Source organism: Corynebacterium sp. L4757 (assembly GCF_043673995.1).
Taxonomy (GTDB): Bacteria; Actinomycetota; Actinomycetes; order Mycobacteriales; family Mycobacteriaceae; genus Corynebacterium.
This window is the reverse complement of sequence record NZ_JBIMEN010000003.1, coordinates 1-15,483: the sequence shown is the minus strand read 5'-3', so window position 1 is coordinate 15,483 and position 15,483 is coordinate 1. Positions and strand designations below refer to the sequence as shown.

At 53.4% G+C, this 15,483-nt stretch carries 13 protein-coding genes and 3 rRNA genes; 4 read left to right on the top strand and 12 right to left on the bottom strand.

Annotated features, from left to right (window positions below; genetic code table 11):
- Positions 1–44 precede the first annotated feature (44 nt).
- The gene (locus tag ACG98I_RS04865) at positions 45–683 is read left to right on the top strand and encodes a DUF6474 family protein (RefSeq protein ID WP_394719249.1); all 639 of its coding nucleotides are present in this window, start codon (positions 45–47) and stop codon (positions 681–683) included.
- Between the two features lie 113 nt (positions 684–796).
- Here ACG98I_RS04865 and ACG98I_RS04860 read toward each other — a convergent pair whose 3' ends face one another.
- The 3 genes from ACG98I_RS04860 to ACG98I_RS04850 form a co-directional block, all read right to left on the bottom strand.
- Positions 797–1,273: an HAD-IA family hydrolase gene (locus tag ACG98I_RS04860; protein ID WP_394719287.1), complete on the bottom strand. Its 477-nt coding sequence runs from the start codon at positions 1,271–1,273 to the stop codon at positions 797–799.
- A gap of 468 nt (positions 1,274–1,741) precedes the next feature.
- Positions 1,742–2,380, bottom strand: a complete 639-nt coding sequence (locus ACG98I_RS04855; protein ID WP_394719251.1) for a response regulator — start codon at positions 2,378–2,380, stop codon at positions 1,742–1,744.
- A gap of 39 nt (positions 2,381–2,419) precedes the next feature.
- Positions 2,420–3,637: a sensor histidine kinase gene (locus tag ACG98I_RS04850; RefSeq protein WP_394719252.1), complete on the bottom strand. Its 1,218-nt coding sequence runs from the start codon at positions 3,635–3,637 to the stop codon at positions 2,420–2,422.
- Between ACG98I_RS04850 and ACG98I_RS04845 the strand changes: the two genes are divergently transcribed.
- Positions 3,636–4,205 carry a DUF2020 domain-containing protein gene (locus tag ACG98I_RS04845; RefSeq protein ID WP_394719254.1) on the top strand — a complete coding sequence of 190 codons (570 nt, stop codon included), beginning with the start codon at positions 3,636–3,638 and terminating at the stop codon, positions 4,203–4,205. The two genes, ACG98I_RS04850 and ACG98I_RS04845, sit on opposite strands and share 2 nt — an antisense overlap.
- Here ACG98I_RS04845 and ACG98I_RS04840 read toward each other — a convergent pair.
- A complete protein-coding gene (locus ACG98I_RS04840; RefSeq protein ID WP_394719255.1) occupies positions 4,202–4,354 on the bottom strand; it encodes a hypothetical protein in 153 nt (50 codons plus the stop codon). The two genes, ACG98I_RS04845 and ACG98I_RS04840, sit on opposite strands and share 4 nt — an antisense overlap.
- A gap of 12 nt (positions 4,355–4,366) precedes the next feature.
- Entirely contained in the window at positions 4,367–5,068 is a 702-nt protein-coding gene (locus tag ACG98I_RS04835) for a class E sortase (RefSeq protein WP_394719257.1), read from the bottom strand.
- Positions 5,069–5,113: 45 nt separating this feature from the next.
- On the opposite strand from ACG98I_RS04835, the gene yidC reads away from it, so the two are divergent.
- On the top strand, positions 5,114–6,121 hold the full coding sequence (gene yidC / locus ACG98I_RS04830; RefSeq protein WP_394719258.1) for a membrane protein insertase YidC: 1,008 nt from the start codon (positions 5,114–5,116) through the stop codon (positions 6,119–6,121).
- Here yidC and ACG98I_RS04825 read toward each other — a convergent pair.
- The 4 genes from ACG98I_RS04825 to ACG98I_RS04810 all read right to left on the bottom strand — a co-directional run bounded on the left by ACG98I_RS04825 (position 6,118) and on the right by ACG98I_RS04810 (position 8,650).
- Entirely contained in the window at positions 6,118–6,726 is a 609-nt protein-coding gene (locus ACG98I_RS04825) for a TetR/AcrR family transcriptional regulator (RefSeq protein ID WP_394719259.1), read from the bottom strand. The genes yidC and ACG98I_RS04825 overlap by 4 nt on opposite strands.
- 141 nt (positions 6,727–6,867) lie before the next feature.
- Positions 6,868–7,116 (bottom strand): GlsB/YeaQ/YmgE family stress response membrane protein, encoded by a 249-nt coding sequence (locus tag ACG98I_RS04820; RefSeq protein ID WP_394719289.1) that lies wholly within the window; start codon positions 7,114–7,116, stop codon positions 6,868–6,870.
- Positions 7,117–7,378: 262 nt separating this feature from the next.
- Complete coding sequence (locus tag ACG98I_RS04815) at positions 7,379–8,296, bottom strand: universal stress protein (protein WP_394719261.1); 918 nt, start codon at positions 8,294–8,296, stop codon at positions 7,379–7,381.
- Between the two features lie 177 nt (positions 8,297–8,473).
- Positions 8,474–8,650: a hypothetical protein gene (locus ACG98I_RS04810; RefSeq protein ID WP_394719263.1), complete on the bottom strand. Its 177-nt coding sequence runs from the start codon at positions 8,648–8,650 to the stop codon at positions 8,474–8,476.
- On the opposite strand from ACG98I_RS04810, the gene ACG98I_RS04805 reads away from it, so the two are divergent.
- Entirely contained in the window at positions 8,649–9,629 is a 981-nt protein-coding gene (locus ACG98I_RS04805) for a pseudouridine synthase (protein ID WP_394719265.1), read from the top strand. The two genes, ACG98I_RS04810 and ACG98I_RS04805, sit on opposite strands and share 2 nt — an antisense overlap.
- Before the next feature lie 155 nt (positions 9,630–9,784).
- Here ACG98I_RS04805 and rrf read toward each other — a convergent pair.
- From rrf to ACG98I_RS04790, 3 genes are all read right to left on the bottom strand, one after another.
- A 5S ribosomal RNA gene (rrf, locus tag ACG98I_RS04800) occupies positions 9,785–9,902 on the bottom strand.
- Between the two features lie 166 nt (positions 9,903–10,068).
- A 23S ribosomal RNA gene (locus ACG98I_RS04795) occupies positions 10,069–13,138 on the bottom strand.
- Positions 13,139–13,671: 533 nt separating this feature from the next.
- Positions 13,672–15,194: ribosomal RNA gene (locus tag ACG98I_RS04790) — 16S ribosomal RNA — on the bottom strand.
- The 16S, 23S and 5S rRNA genes sit together here, the layout of an rRNA operon.
- Positions 15,195–15,483: the final 289 nt, after the last annotated feature.

Genomic DNA, 15,483 nt, shown 5'->3' with positions numbered 1-15,483 from the left:
AACTACTGCACTTGATGAACAAAAGAAATGAACGGACTTAATTGATGAGCATTCTAAAGAAATTCCGCAAGTCACGTCGCGCTGCTAAAGCTGAGTTCAAGGCTGCTAAGACCAAGGCAAAGGCCGAGGTCAAGTCTGCTGATAAGGCACGCCGCCGCCAGGAGAAGCTTTTGGCTCAACAGGAAAAGCAGCTGATCAAGTCTGAGGAAAAGGGTTTGAAGCAGCGCCGTAAGCATGAGCTCAAGCTTGCGAAGACCGAGCTGGAGAAGCTGCGCGCTGGCCGCTTCAATACCGATAATGTTAAGCGTTATGCTGGGGCGGCCCGTACTGCAGCGCCACTTTTGTTGCCGCTGGTTTACCGAGCGATTGTGACCGGCCGTCAGCAGCTGGAGCAAAGCCGTGCGAAGAAGGCCGGTGTCACCACCGACCAGCTCGCGTCTTTCGCAGGCCACGGCGCATCCATTAAGGCACGCACCCAGGGCATTCGCAACACCATCGAGCAGAACTCCAGCCTGCCGGCTGGTTTCAAGCGCGATGTGAATGAGCGCCTCGATGACCTGGATGCCGCAGTCGATAATGCTGAGCTGATGACCCCGCAGCAGCGCCGTCGCGCGCACGGTTCCATCAACCGCGACATTGACCAGGTGACCCAGGAAATCCAGTCGCGTATCACCGCAGGCTAAAGCTCGTCCTGAACAATAAAATAGGCTGCATCCTGGTAATTCTAGAATCAGTACAGTGCGGCCTATTTTTCAATCTTGATGTGAACCCCGCCGGAATCAATATCAATGTGAAGTCAGCTAAGATCAGGAATAACTTCATCTGCTTCAGTAAGCAGATCCATGCTGTGTGACGTAGCCACCGCAATAACCGTGGCACGACTTGCTTTTCCGGCAGCTATACCTGCCGGAGCGCCCTCTATGACCACACAGTTTTCTGCCTCAACTGCTAGCTCCGCTGCGGCCTTGAGATATCCCTCAGGATTCGGTTTTCCTTCTTTGACATCTTCTGCCGCAATCAGTATTTCAGGAATTGGCAGTCCGGCAGCGTGCAGCCGAGCTACCATCAGGTTCCGTCCGCCCGAAGTGACTGCCGCCCACCGCTCCGGAGGCAATGCATCCAACAATGAGTTCGTGCCCGGAAGCGCTACTACGTCCCCCAAATCTTGAAGCTCCAGCTCCTCTAATTCCTGGGCAGCAGATTCAATATCGTCTTCCCTCAAGAAATCTGCGAGGGTGTCTTGGCTTCTCCGTCCATGGGAAACCCGAAGTATCTCTTCGGGGTTTAATCCTCGCGCTCGTGCAAGTTTCTCCGTGCACGTTCAACAGCAGGCGTTGAGTCAATCAGTGTTCCATCGATATCGAATAATAGCGCATCAACCTTCAACTCCAAGGGCATTCAAAATCTCCTCACTCTAATCGGGCCCGTGATGGTCATTTTCTCTCAACTGTAGAGCCACACGCATCGGTTTTGTGGTGCTTGTGAGAACTGGATTCAAGGCTATTAGGGACGATGGTGCCGCCCGTCGCTTCCAAAATGAGAGCGAAGTCGGAATGGTTGGAATCAACGTATCCATCCCGGTTCCAGTCGCGACGCTGGCCAGATCCATGCCACGGCGAGACTAACCTGAGATTTTCTCAGAATTAACGAATATGCTCCCTTATGCAAATAAGGGAGCATTATCAGGTACGCCAAGAACATCCCGTCAAGGAGATCTTTGGGCGTATTCAGCAAATTACTTCTACAGCACACCCTGTTCACGGGCGGCTGCGACAGCTGAGGTGCGGGAGCGCACGCCGAGCTTGTCGTAGATGTGCACCAGGTGCGATTTCACTGTGGCCTCTGAGAGCATCAATTCTTGGCCGATCTCACGGTTGGAGGAGCCGCCGGCGACCAGTTGAAGGACTTCCAGCTCTCGTGGCGTGAGCGAGGAGCGTGGCGTGCGCACACGGGTCATCAAACGGTCCGCCACCATCGAGCTCAATGCCGAATCACCTTCCGCAGCCGAGCGCACCGCATTGGTCAGCTCCAGCGGGGGTGCATCTTTAAGCAGGTAGCCCACCGCACCCGCCTCAATAGCGCCGAGGATATCCGCATCCGTGTCATAGTTGGTCACGCATAGCACCTTCGGCGGATTCTCCATGGTCTGGCGAATCCGCTTGGTCGCTTCCGCGCCGCCCATGACGCGGGTGCCCTCAATGCCTGCACCGAAGCGCAAGTCCATCAAGATGACGTCAATTCCGCCTGCTTGAGCTACAGAAATCGCGGCTTCTGCCGTGGCGACTTCCCCGACCACCTCGATGTCTTGTTCTGCTTCCAAAATTGCACGAAGGCCCAGACGAACGATTTCATGGTCATCAGCCAGCAAGACGCGAATCACTTCATCACTCCTTTTTGCTATCTCTCATCCATCAAAAGTTTAATCTTCTACCTTTGTTAAGGGTACACTAACGCTGACTGCAGTTCCGTGTCCTGGGGTTGATTCGATAACCACGTCGCCGCCAACTTCTTCTGCCCGCCGCTGCATGGCAGAAAGACCAATATGCCCCAGGCCAGCAGGTTTTAAGGCCACCGCTTCGGCATCGAAACCCTGGCCATTATCCACCACGTCCACGCGCACTTCATCGGGACCATAGGTAACGGTGATTCTCGCGCGCGTCGCATTCGCGTGTTTGGCCACATTACCCACCGCTCCCTGGGCAATCCGCAACAACACGGCTTCCAGCTTCATCGGCAGCTGAGTCACCTCGCCCTCACAATCCACCTCGATATCGACGTCACCGGCCGCTGCAAAACCTTCGGACATGCGCTCCAGCGCGCCCACTAGTGAGGTCTGCGAGAGCGCCACCGGCTGCAGCGCCGCAATCATCGCGCGAGCTTCCTGCAGGTTATCTGAAGCCGTGTGCCGCGCTAGGTCAATGCGCTCGCGCGCCTTGGCCACGTTGCCCGCCCCATCCAGGTCACGGTCAGCCGCATGCAAGAGCATCTGAATGGAAGACAGTCCCTGCGCCAGCGTGTCATGGATTTCATGCGCAATACGTTGACGTTCCCCCGCAACACCTGCCGCGCGCTCGGTCTCCGCTAGTTGCTGGCGGGTGTCCATGAGTTCCTGAATCAAGGCCGCGCGTTCACGGTTAATCTCATGCAGACGTTCTAAAGCATAGAAAATCGCGACGGTGACCAGCGCTGAGACCACCGGCCCCATCACGCCACCAAAGCTCAATCCTTGTGGAAATTGCACACCCACTGAGACCGCGGTACCAAAAATCACCGCGATAACGCCCCACACCATGCCCAGGACGCGCAGGTAGAAGAAAAAGAGAACGAAGAGCAGATACATTCCGGCGGGCGCGAAGAGAATATCGGTGATCCAAATGATCGTCAGCACCGTCAGCCAGACGAGCTTCCACGTAAAACTCATTCGGTCTAGGTAGAAGCTCCCCGCAAAATACACAACAGCAAAAAGCGCCAATAACACGAGGTTGATGGCGGCTTGTTCCAGCGGCATGCGCACCGAGGTCAAAATCGCTACCACGAGGATGGTTGCAGTCAGCACATGGATGCCATTGCGCAGCACATCCGCACCCTCTGTTGCTGCGAGGGTTTCTTCCTCCCGCTGATCTAGACTATTGCTCATGTCAAAGAGCCTACTTCCCCGCGCGCTCTCGCTGGTTATCGCAGCGAGCATTCTCACAGCCTGCGCCGAAGAACCCGCTCCTGAAGCTCCCACCGAGGCCACCGAGGCCACCGAGGCCACCGAAACCACCGCTATCTCCGCCGACGCCCTTCCCCAGGTGGAACGCGGCACCATGGAGGAATGCCCTTATTTGGATACGCAATTTGTGGCAGAGACCAATGGCCAGCGCATGGTTGATTATGGCGTTGATGAGCGCTTTGAAACCCCGGCTTGTGTGTTTTGGTCTTATCCAGACCTGCCGCAAGCAACGGTTATGGTGCGCGAGATGAATTCTTTTGACCAAGCCATGGACGTTGTGGACTTCGCAGCGCCTATTGATTCCACCTCACCCGCCGAATTCGGCGTTTGGCAAGGCGGGCGCGGACCAGTCACCGGCGGCCCATCGCAAGGCGGCAGCGTCTATGCGGTCGCGAAAGACTCCACGGCCGTAGTGGTGTGGAGCAACCAAAAACAATCGGTGAAAGCCGAAACTCTCGCACATGCGGTGATTGAGAACCTCGGGCTTTAAATCGCGACGTCGTTATAGGGCATCATCAACGATACGTGCGGGAAGATAACTTCCATCAGTAGGAAAAATACGCCGACCGCAATCGCCAAGGCCAGAATGATTTTTACCGGCTTCGGTCCAGGCAAAAGATTCCATAATGCTTGATACATGAATGCTCCTTCCTAGGCCTTCGCGATATTGCTGGTTTCCATCGCATGCACAATCATGCGCTCAGCATTAGAAAATTGCGGGTGACACGTGGTCAGGGTGAGGATGGATTCGGTGGGTGGGGCATCGGCAAGCACTGGCTGTGCGGCAATGACCCCGACATCACCCGGCGTGGTGATGTGACGCCCGGCCATGGAATATTCGCCATCCAACTTCGCCTGCTGCGTAGGACTTAGGCAGTCCGCCGGCGCGCCATCAATGGGCAGCACGCGGTAGGTAATCTTGCGCGTCGCGGTTTCAATAATGATCTCATCGCAGGTGTCCAACGCGCCTAAGTCATTAAAGGGCGCGCCCTTACCCACGCGGTGACCTGCGACCGCAAAATTTCCCAGCTCGCCCGGCATCTGCGTATTTTCATAATGACCCGGCCCCCGCAACAGGTCATTTTCATCGGTGCCTTCGATGATTGCGAATTCAAAGTCCGACCCAAACGCCGGAATATGCATCTTGGCAAAAGCCTCGCCCAACTCTGGGTCCAGCTCCCCGCGCGGATTGTGCCACTGCTCATCCAGCTCCGCTTGTGCCTCCTGCTGCAGCTTGCCCGATGCCACATTCGTCCAAAACGCTTCATAAAACGCGAAAAGCAACAGCAGCACACCGGCGGTTAAAAGCAGCTCACCCAGGATTTGGCGCACGCTGATGCGGGACTTCGTCATATCAGAAATTATAGTGTCCTTAGACGCCCATGCAGAAAGGCAGAAATGCTCGATATATTTGTCTACCCCGTGTCGGGAATCATGAAGCTCTGGCACATGATCACGCATAACTTCTTCGATGAACAAACCGCGTGGTTAATGTCCATTGTGCTGCTGGTTCTCACCGTCCGGACACTCTTGGCACCCCTGACGTGGTACTCGGTGCGCAGCGGGCGCGTCGCAGCACTGCTGCGCCCGGTGAAGGCGGCCATTCCGCCCGCCACCACCGCGGAGGAGTACCAGGCGAATAAAGACGCTATCGACAAGCTGCACAAAGAGCATAACTACAACCCGGCTATCGGCTGTATTCCGCCGCTGATCATGATCCCGGTGTTTATCGGTCTCTACCAGGTAGTACTGCGCATGGCCCGCCCCAGTTCCACGGGCGATATTGGCTTCATTAGCGCCGCGGAAGTGGAATCTTTCCGCCAAACTACACTCAATGGTGTGCCACTACCGGCGTTTATCTCTATGCCGGATTCCTGGGCCATGGACTTGGGTGTGGACCCAGCAAATGTCCGCGAAGTGGCCATGCCGTGGCTGCTTCTGGCGCTGGCCTTCACCGTCATCAACATGTGCATTTCCACCACACGCGCCTTCTGGACCACCAATTTCAACGCGAAGCTTTCCCGCCGCCTGTTCTACGTCTCCCTCGCAATCATGGTGTTCATTCCGATTCTGCTGTGGAATGTCGCTGTACACGGCCCTGGTCCGCTGGCGGTTATCTTCTACTGGTTCTGCACCAATCTCTACACGCTCACGCTCACCATCATCTGCCAGATCGTGCTGCGTATTAAGTACCCGCTGAATGAAGAGGTACATGAGATGCGCCGTCAATCCATTCGCGATTTCAAGGCCTACCGCCAGCTCAATTCCGAAGAAAAAGCCGAGCACAAAGCCACTGAGAAAGAAAATAAGAAGAAGGACACTGAGCTGCGCCGCGAGGCATTAAAGATTCGCTCCGCCCAGCGCCGCGCGGAGCGGGAAGCAAAGAGGAAAGAATCCGAAGACTAGATCGTGTAATCCGCTGGCGGTTCTGACAGCATCTGAACGGCCAGCTCGCGTGCGGTATTAAGCGGGTTAATCTTGCGCATCAAACGCGCACCAGATGTGCCGCCGTCTAGGAAAATGAGCAACTCATCTGCTTGGCTTTCCGATGGATAGCCATTGATCTCATTCAACAATCCCGTCATGGTGGAATGCATCCACCGACGATGTTCCAAACAAGCTGCGACAATACCGCGCTCCGCGTCTGTTTCTGGACGTGGATATTCACCAGCCGCGTTCAAGAAGTGCGAACCGCGGAATTCTTTACCGGGTTCTTCTTCAATCGCCATGTCGAAGAAAGCCAGAATCTTCTGCTGTGGTTCTTCCACATCTGCGGTGCGCTCTTGCCAGGCCTCACGGTATTGTTCATCAAGGGCCTCGACATAAGCGATCACTAGTGCGTCTTTGGAGCCAAAGAGCGAGTAGAGCGATGCCTTGGCGACATCAGCTTCGCGCAGAATGCGGTCAATACCGATGACGCGGATGCCTTCGGTCGTAAAAAGGTTTGTTGCGGATGCCAGCAGACGGTGACGAGGACTCGGACGGTTTCGGCGAGACTTCTTCTGAGCCACGTGGGACATCCTTTCTTCAAAGCAAAGCGCGCAGACGCTTTAGACACAAACAAACCGGTTCATCTACACAATATAGACAAACCGGTTTGTTTGCTACCAACTGGGTGGGTTTAATTCATCCCAGCCGGTGAGAAGTAAGTGTTAGTTTGCGCTCTTGGAACGAATAGCGCCCACAATCCACAGCAGGATACAAGCACCCAGAGTTGCGGTAACGAGCGTCCAGATCCAGCCGCCGCTGCCCAGGCCGACCAAGGAAAGCAGGAAACCACCAATGACGCCGCCGATGATACCGACGATAATGTTGGTCAAAAGTCCGTGGTCACGCTTCATGATCTTTTCTGCCAAGAAGCCAGCGATAGCGCCAATAATAATCCAGCCGATGAATCCCATGATTTTCTCCTCCTCGTGGACTGAAACAGTCACATCGTTTAAGTGTGAGACAACAGTTCCAGCTCGATTTAATCTCTTTCGATCATTAGTAAAATATTTCTACGCTGCCATAGTTAGCCTATGAAGCGATATCTCCATCCTGCCACTGTTTACGGCCCACGTAAACGCAAGCGCACAATTGTTTAACAAATGTAATAAAGCCCTAACCTTCGCGTTATAGCGAAAATCAGGGCTTTCGGTGCCGCATCAGGCAAAGAATGCTTTAAGAAGCTTCCTCTTCACCAATGTAGGACTCAGGGCGAACAACCATCAATGGGCACGGTGCAGATTGCAGCAGCGCTCGGGAGGTGGAGCCCAGGAGCATGCCGCGGAAACCGCCACGGCCGTGAGAGCCAACAACAACCAGCTGCGCATCGGCAGCAGAATCAGTGAGCGCACGCACTGGACGGTCACGCGCAATAATGCGGGTCACCTTAACATCTGGGTACTCTTCCTCGAAAGGCGCAAGGCGCTCCGAAAGCAGCTCGCCCTGCTCACGCTCAATCTCAGACCACTCTGCTTGTGCTGCAGCCAGACCTGCCAGGGATGCCTGCGCCTGCATGTCCATCCAGGTGTGGATAGCAATCAGCTCAGCGCCTCGCGCCTGTGCTTCGCGGAATGCATAAGCGGTTGCCTTCTGGGAAACCTCAGAACCGTCAACACCAACGATGACTGGGCCGTACTTATTCTTCTCGGTCACAGCGTTATCTTCACGGACCACAACAACTGGGCAGTGTGCGTGGGAAACAACGTTGGCAGAGACAGAACCCATCACCATGCCGGACAGTCCGCCCATACCGCGGGAGCCCATAACAATCATGGTGACGTCATGTGACATCTCCAGCAGCATGTCAATTGGGGAACCTTCAGCGATGGTGTGACCAATCTTCAGATCTGGGAACGCCTCATGCGCTAGAACGCGAGCGTCCTCAATCTTCTGAGCGGTCTCATTCTGGAGATCTTCGTACAGTTCTTTTGGTGGAACCATGCCTTCCGCGTACAGGAATTGCGGCATGGTGTAGCTGGAAGCAAGGCGAAGTGGGATTCCGCGCTTGGTTGCAGTGTTTGCAGCCCAGAGGACTGCGTTATTCGAGGCCTCAGACCCGTCTACTGCTACTACTACGATGTCTTCTTTTGCCATGATGTTCCCCTTCCTGAAGTGTCTGCCAGCATACGGCGGTTCCGCTCTGGTCAGGTGAAAATCTCCGGAATGATAGATTTCATTTCCTACACTTAAGTATAGCTGCTTATGACCAATGAAATCAGTTGTTATACCCTACAAAGTGGGCAACCGGTCCAAGAAGGACACTAGATAGTGCTATTTGGTGACGGCGTCAATCGCGTCAGCAACCCCATTATCAGGGTCAAGTGTTGCTCCCTCCGCATTGGATGGGAAGAGCAGCATGTAGAGGAATTCGCCTGCTTTCAGTAGCTGAGCTCCGATACCCTCGGAAGAAAATTGAATTGCTGGTTCAAGGAGTGCATTAAAATCCATGGGAAATAGACTATCGCATCAGCGAAAAGGGTACAGCCCCTTGCCGATTAAGGACGGGCTGAACCCCACCCGTGTGCGGGTACCAGAAGATATCACCCAGATCGTGGCATTCGATTTCCTAGAGCAAGTCATCATGTCACAGCGACATCGTCATCCTTTGGACAATGCCGATGCCCTGCTAGAACGCTTCAAAGCTAATGAAGTAGTGATTTTTGATGCCACCCCGATTTCGCCGGAGACCATCCTCCGAGCCAACCAGGATGTGTTCTTTTATCGCACTCCCGCGCCTGAAGAACCCGTCCCTTATGACATTCACATCGTCTATGAGGACGATGACATCATAGTGGTGGATAAACCGCCCTTTATGGCCACGATGCCTCGGGCACGTCATATCACTGAGACCGCCACCGTCAGGTTGCGCCGATCTACCGGTATTGATGAGCTCAGTCCAGCACATCGCTTGGATCGACTTACCTCAGGACTATTGCTTTTCACTAAACATCGGGGTGTGCGTGGCTCTTACCAAACACTTTTTGCTCGACGTGAAGTCTCAAAGACCTATATAGCGATTGCCGAATACGCGCATTTCACCACACCGCTGACGTGGGCATCCAGAATGGAGAAGACCCCCGGTGAGATTCAGGGACGAATTGAAGAAGGCGAGCACAATGCAATAACGCAGCTTGCCGATGTCACCCCACTCACCCATGACGAACAACAAAAGCTCGAAGCAATTCACGGTGAACAAAAGCCTCTGGCTCGTTATACGCTCAAACCTCAAACCGGCAAGACCCACCAATTGCGCCTTCATATGTGGGCCGCAGGAGTCCCCATCCTGGGCGACCCGGTTTATCCTGTTATCCACCCAGTCGATGCAGAGGATATGAATATTCCGATGCACCTCACTGCGGCAGTTCTAGGCTTTACAGATCCTATTAGCGGCCAGGAACGCGAATTCCGAACCACATTAGACTTCTAGAAACCCGCGGAAAGGCGAATGCTACCCGCGGGTCATAAGATATGTGCGGATACAGATCTTCAATATGAAAAACGAGAAGACTGTAAAACGCAGAAGAAGGCTAGGACCCTATGGGTTCTAGCCTCTTCTTGGTGTATGTAGTTGTTGTTGTTTTATGTCGGCGGTAACTTACTCTCCCACACCCTCCCGGGTGCAGTACCATCAGCGCGGGCAGGCTTAGCTTCCGGGTTCGGAATGGGTTCCGGGCGTTTCCCTGCCGCTATGGCCACCGACAAATCATCGGAACAATAGTGTTCTGATGCTGTGGGTGTTGTGTCAGATACTGCATAGTGGACGCGGTGGCACGGGCAAGACTGTGTCTTGTCGTGTTTTCTTATGTTGTGAGTGTTTTTCTCGTTACGATTGCGTAAACCAAACCGCACATCATTATGTGTGTTGGTTGTGTTTGTTTGTTGGTGTATTAGTACCAGTAGCCTTAACATTTTACAATGCGTACAGGTCTGGCCTATCAACCCTATAGTCTGTAGGGAACCTCAACAGAAACCTCATCTTAAAACAGGCTTCCCGCTTAGATGCTTTCAGCGGTTATCCCTTCCGTACGTAGCCAACCAGCGATGCTCCTGGCGGAACAACTGGCACACCAGAGGTACGTCCGTCCCGGTCCTCTCGTACTAGGGACAGCCTTCTTCAAGTTTCAACGCGCGCGGCGGATAGAGACCGAACTGTCTCACGACGTTCTGAACCCAGCTCGCGTGCCGCTTTAATGGGCGAACAGCCCAACCCTTGGGACCTACTCCAGCCCCAGGATGCGACGAGCCGACATCGAGGTGCCAAACCATCCCGTCGATATGGACTCTTGGGGAAGATCAGCCTGTTATCCCCGGGGTACCTTTTATCCGTTGAGCGACACCACTTCCACAAGTAGGTGCCGGATCACTAGTCCCGACTTTCGTCCCTGCTCGACTTGTCAGTCTCACAGTCAAGCTCCCTTGTGCACTTACACTCACCACCTGATTGCCAACCAGGCTGAGGGAACCTTTGGGCGCCTCCGTTACATTTTAGGAGGCAACCGCCCCAGTTAAACTACCCACCAGGCACTGTCCCCAACCCAGATCATGGGCCAAGGTTCAGGTATCCAATCCGATCAGAGTGGTATTTCAACAACGACTCCACACCCACTAGCGTGAATGCTTCACAGTCTCCCACCTATCCTACACAAACCGAACCGAACACCAATACCAAGCTATAGTGAAGGTCCCGGGGTCTTTTCGTCCTGCCGCGCGTAACGAGCATCTTTACTCGTAGTGCAATTTCACCGGGCCTGTGGTTGAGACAGCAGAGAAGTCGTTACGCCATTCGTGCAGGTCGGAACTTACCCGACAAGGAATTTCGCTACCTTAGGATGGTTATAGTTACCACCGCCGTTTACTGGGGCTTAAATTCTCAGCTTCGCTCATAAAAGCTAACCGGTCCTCTTAACCTTCCAGCACCGGGCAGGCGTCAGTCCATATACCTCAACTTCACGTCTTCGCATGGACCTGTGTTTTTGATAAACAGTCGCTTCCCTCTATTCTCTGCGACCCACACCAGCTAAAGGAGTAAATCCTCTCACCATTGCAGGTCCCCCTTCTTCCGAAGTTACGGGGGCATTTTGCCGAATTCCTTAACCACAGTTATCCCGAACGCCTTAGTATTTTCAACCTGACTACCTGTGTCGGTTTAGGGTACGGGCCATATACACACATCGCTAGAGGCTTTTCTCGACAGTACAGGATCACCAACTTCACCATAACGGCTACGCATCACGCCTTGACCATAAAAGTGTACGGATTTACCTATACACCGGTTCACACGCTTACACCAACAATCCAATAAGTGGCATGGCTACCTCCCTGTGTCACCCCATCGCTTGGACCACATTTCAGGCCCCACGCACGCACACACCACCGCGGCCCGAAGGCCTAAGTGAGGTGTTTGTGGGTGGTTAGTATCAATGCTTTACCACGGGCGCGCATATACGGGTACCAGAATATCAACTGGTTGTCCATCGACTACGCCTGTCGGCCTCGCCTTAGGTCCCGACTCACCCTGGGAAGACGAACTTGACCCAGGAACCCTTAGTCATCCGGCGGGACAGATTCTCACTGTCCAATTCGTTACTCATGCCTGCATTCTCACTCGCACACAGTCCACAGCTCCTTACAGTACTGCTTCAACCCATGCACGACGCTCCCCTACCCAATAACAAAAATTATTGCCGCGGCTTCGGCGGTGTGCTTGAGCCCCACTACATTGTCGGCGCAAAACCACTCGACCAGTGAGCTATTACGCACTCTTTCAAGGATGGCTGCTTCTAAGCCAACCTCCTGGCTGTCTTCGCGATCTTACATCCTTTTCCACTTAGCACACCCTTAGGGGCCTTAACCGGCGATCTGGGCTGTTTCCCTCTCGACTATGAAGCTTATCCCCCACAGTCTCACTGCCGTAGAACACATTGATGGCATTCGGAGTTTGGCTGATGTTGCTAAGATGATAGTCCCGCTCAACCAACCAGTAGCTCTACCTCCACCAAGCTACTACGACGCTGCACCTAAATGCATTTCGGGGAGAACCAGCTATCACGGAGTTTGATTGGCCTTTCACCCCTACCCACAACTCATCCCCGCAGTTTTCAACCTACGTGGGTTCGCGCCTCCACGACGTCTTACCATCGCTTCACACTGGCCATGGGTAGATCACCCCGCTTCGGGTCCAGAACATGCCACTTGACACCCTCATTAGGATTCGGTTTCCCTACGGCTACCCCACACGGGTTAACCTCGCGACATGCCGCTGACTCGCAGGCTCATTCTTCAAAAGGCACGCCATCACACACAAACGGTGCTCTGACGGATTGTAAGCACATGGTTTCAGGAACTATTTCACTCCCCTCCCGGGGTACTTTTCACCATTCCCTCACGGTACTCATACACTATCGGTCACACTGAGTATTTAGGCTTACCGGGTGGTCCCGGCAGATTCACAGCAGATTCCACGAGCCCGCTGCTACTCGGGCACCACAACACACACACCACAATGTCTTCACCTACAGGGCTCTCACCTTCTACGGCCAGGCATTCCAACCTACTTCGACTAACATCATACTGCGCGCTTTGTCCTGGTAGGAACAAAAAATCATGGCCCCACAACACCGCATGCACAACCTCTACCAAGTATCACATACACACGGTTTAGCCTCATCCACGTTCGCTCGCCGCTACTAGCAGAATCATTAATTTATTTTCTCCTCCTGCAGGTACTAAGATGTTTCACTTCCCCACGTATCACCCCCACACCAGCTATGAATTCACTAGTGGGTACCTACCCATAACGGCAGGCGGGTTTCCCCATTCGGACATCCTCGGATCAACGCTCAATTGACAACTCCCCGAGGCTTAACGCAGCCTTACACGTCCTTCATCGGCCCAGTATGCCAAGGCATCCACCATGCGCCCTTAAATAACGAACACACACCACACACAAACAAACCGCGAAGAAAAACCAACAGCCTTTCTAGCAGTATCTTATTTATGTGGGTGAACAACCATAACTAAAGAAAAATACTAAACACAACCAGGCTCACACCTGGCTGCGCGTTCTCACAGAAAAAATAAGAAAAATTACACACACCACACAACAACCCAACACAAAGGAAGAATCATTATGTGGTGGATGCTCGCGTCCACTATACAGTTCTCACACAACACCCCACACACCCAACCACAACACCCAGCAAAAGCTGTACCGTGCTGCCATTATCGTGTGTGAGCATCAGGACCAACCCAAAATACTGGATTGTTGTCCCAGACACCCAACAGTGCACCAACATACATATTCAAGTCTTAGTTATATGTTTTAGATGTTATTACCAGCATCTTTTACTGGCGGTGTGTTTCCACTCCGATTCAATCTCGTGGCATGACCACACTCGGGCCATCAACCACCATCACCACCATCATTAACAACTGTTAAGAGATGGATTTTTTATAATAAAGCTCCTTAGAAAGGAGGTGATCCAGCCGCACCTTCCGGTACGGCTACCTTGTTACGACTTCGTCCCAATCGCCGATCCCACCTTCGACAGCTCCCTAACAAGTTTAGGCCACTGGCTTCGGGTGTTACCAACTTTCATGACGTGACGGGCGGTGTGTACAAGGCCCGGGAACGTATTCACCGCAGCGTTGCTGATCTGCGATTACTAGCGACTCCGACTTCATGGGGTCGAGTTGCAGACCCCAATCCGAACTAAGGCCGACTTTCAGGGATTCGCTCCACCTCACGATGTCGCTGCCCACTGTATCGACCATTGTAGCATGTGTGAAGCCCTGGACATAAGGGGCATGATGATTTGACGTCATCCCCACCTTCCTCCGAGTTAACCCCGGCAGTCTCTCATGAGTCCCCACCATAACGTGCTGGCAACATAAGACAAGGGTTGCGCTCGTTGCGGGACTTAACCCAACATCTCACGACACGAGCTGACGACAACCATGCACCACCTGTATACAGACCACAAGGGAAAGACTATCTCTAGCCCGATCCTGTACATGTCAAGCCCAGGTAAGGTTCTTCGCGTTGCATCGAATTAATCCACATGCTCCGCCGCTTGTGCGGGCCCCCGTCAATTCCTTTGAGTTTTAGCCTTGCGGCCGTACTCCCCAGGCGGGGCGCTTAATGCGTTAGCTACGGCACAGAAGACGTGGAAGCCCCCTACACCTAGCGCCCACCGTTTACGGCATGGACTACCAGGGTATCTAATCCTGTTCGCTACCCATGCTTTCGCTCCTCAGCGTCAGTTACTGCCCAGAGACCTGCCTTCGCCATCGGTGTTCCTCCTGATATCTGCGCATTTCACCGCTACACCAGGAATTCCAGTCTCCCCTACAGCACTCAAGTTATGCCCGTATCGCCTGCACGCCCGAAGTTAAGCCCCGGGATTTCACAGACGACGCGACAAACCACCTACGAGCTCTTTACGCCCAGTAATTCCGGACAACGCTCGCACCCTACGTATTACCGCGGCTGCTGGCACGTAGTTAGCCGGTGCTTCTTATCCAGGTACCGTCACAAAAACGCTTCGTCCCTGGCGAAAGGAGTTTACAACCCGAAGGCCGTCATCCCCCACGCGGCGTCGCTGCATCAGGCTTGCGCCCATTGTGCAATATTCCCCACTGCTGCCTCCCGTAGGAGTCTGGGCCGTATCTCAGTCCCAATGTGTCCGTACACCCTCTCAGGCCGGATACCCGTCGCCGCCTTGGTAGGCCATTACCCCACCAACAAGCTGATAGGCCGCAGGCTCATCCCACACCGCAAAAGCTTTCCACCATCGCATCCAAACAATGGTCATATTCGGTATTAGACCCAGTTTCCCAAGCTTATCCCAAAGTGCAGGGCAGATCACCCACGTGTTACTCACCCGTTCGCCACTCGAGTACCCCTAGCAAGCTAGAGGCCTTTCCGTTCGACTTGCATGTGTTAAGCACGCCGCCAGCGTTCATCCTGAGCCAGGATCAAACTCTCCACAAAAAGGCTAGTGAAAAGCCCAAACCTAACTTAAAAAAGACAAACAACACACAGACATCTCTACCTGCATGAAGCTGACCAAAAATTACTACATAAAGAAATCAACACGTGAAACAGGCTAAAGCCAGTTTCACGTTTAAAAAAATAAATCCGTATTAAATACAGAACTTAAACAATGTTGATAAACAATATGCACCGTTAAAAATAATTACAATATTTTCAATGCCGAGTATCTAACAACCCCCGACATCCGGCACACACCAACAACCAAACAACCCCGAAAGGCCATCCA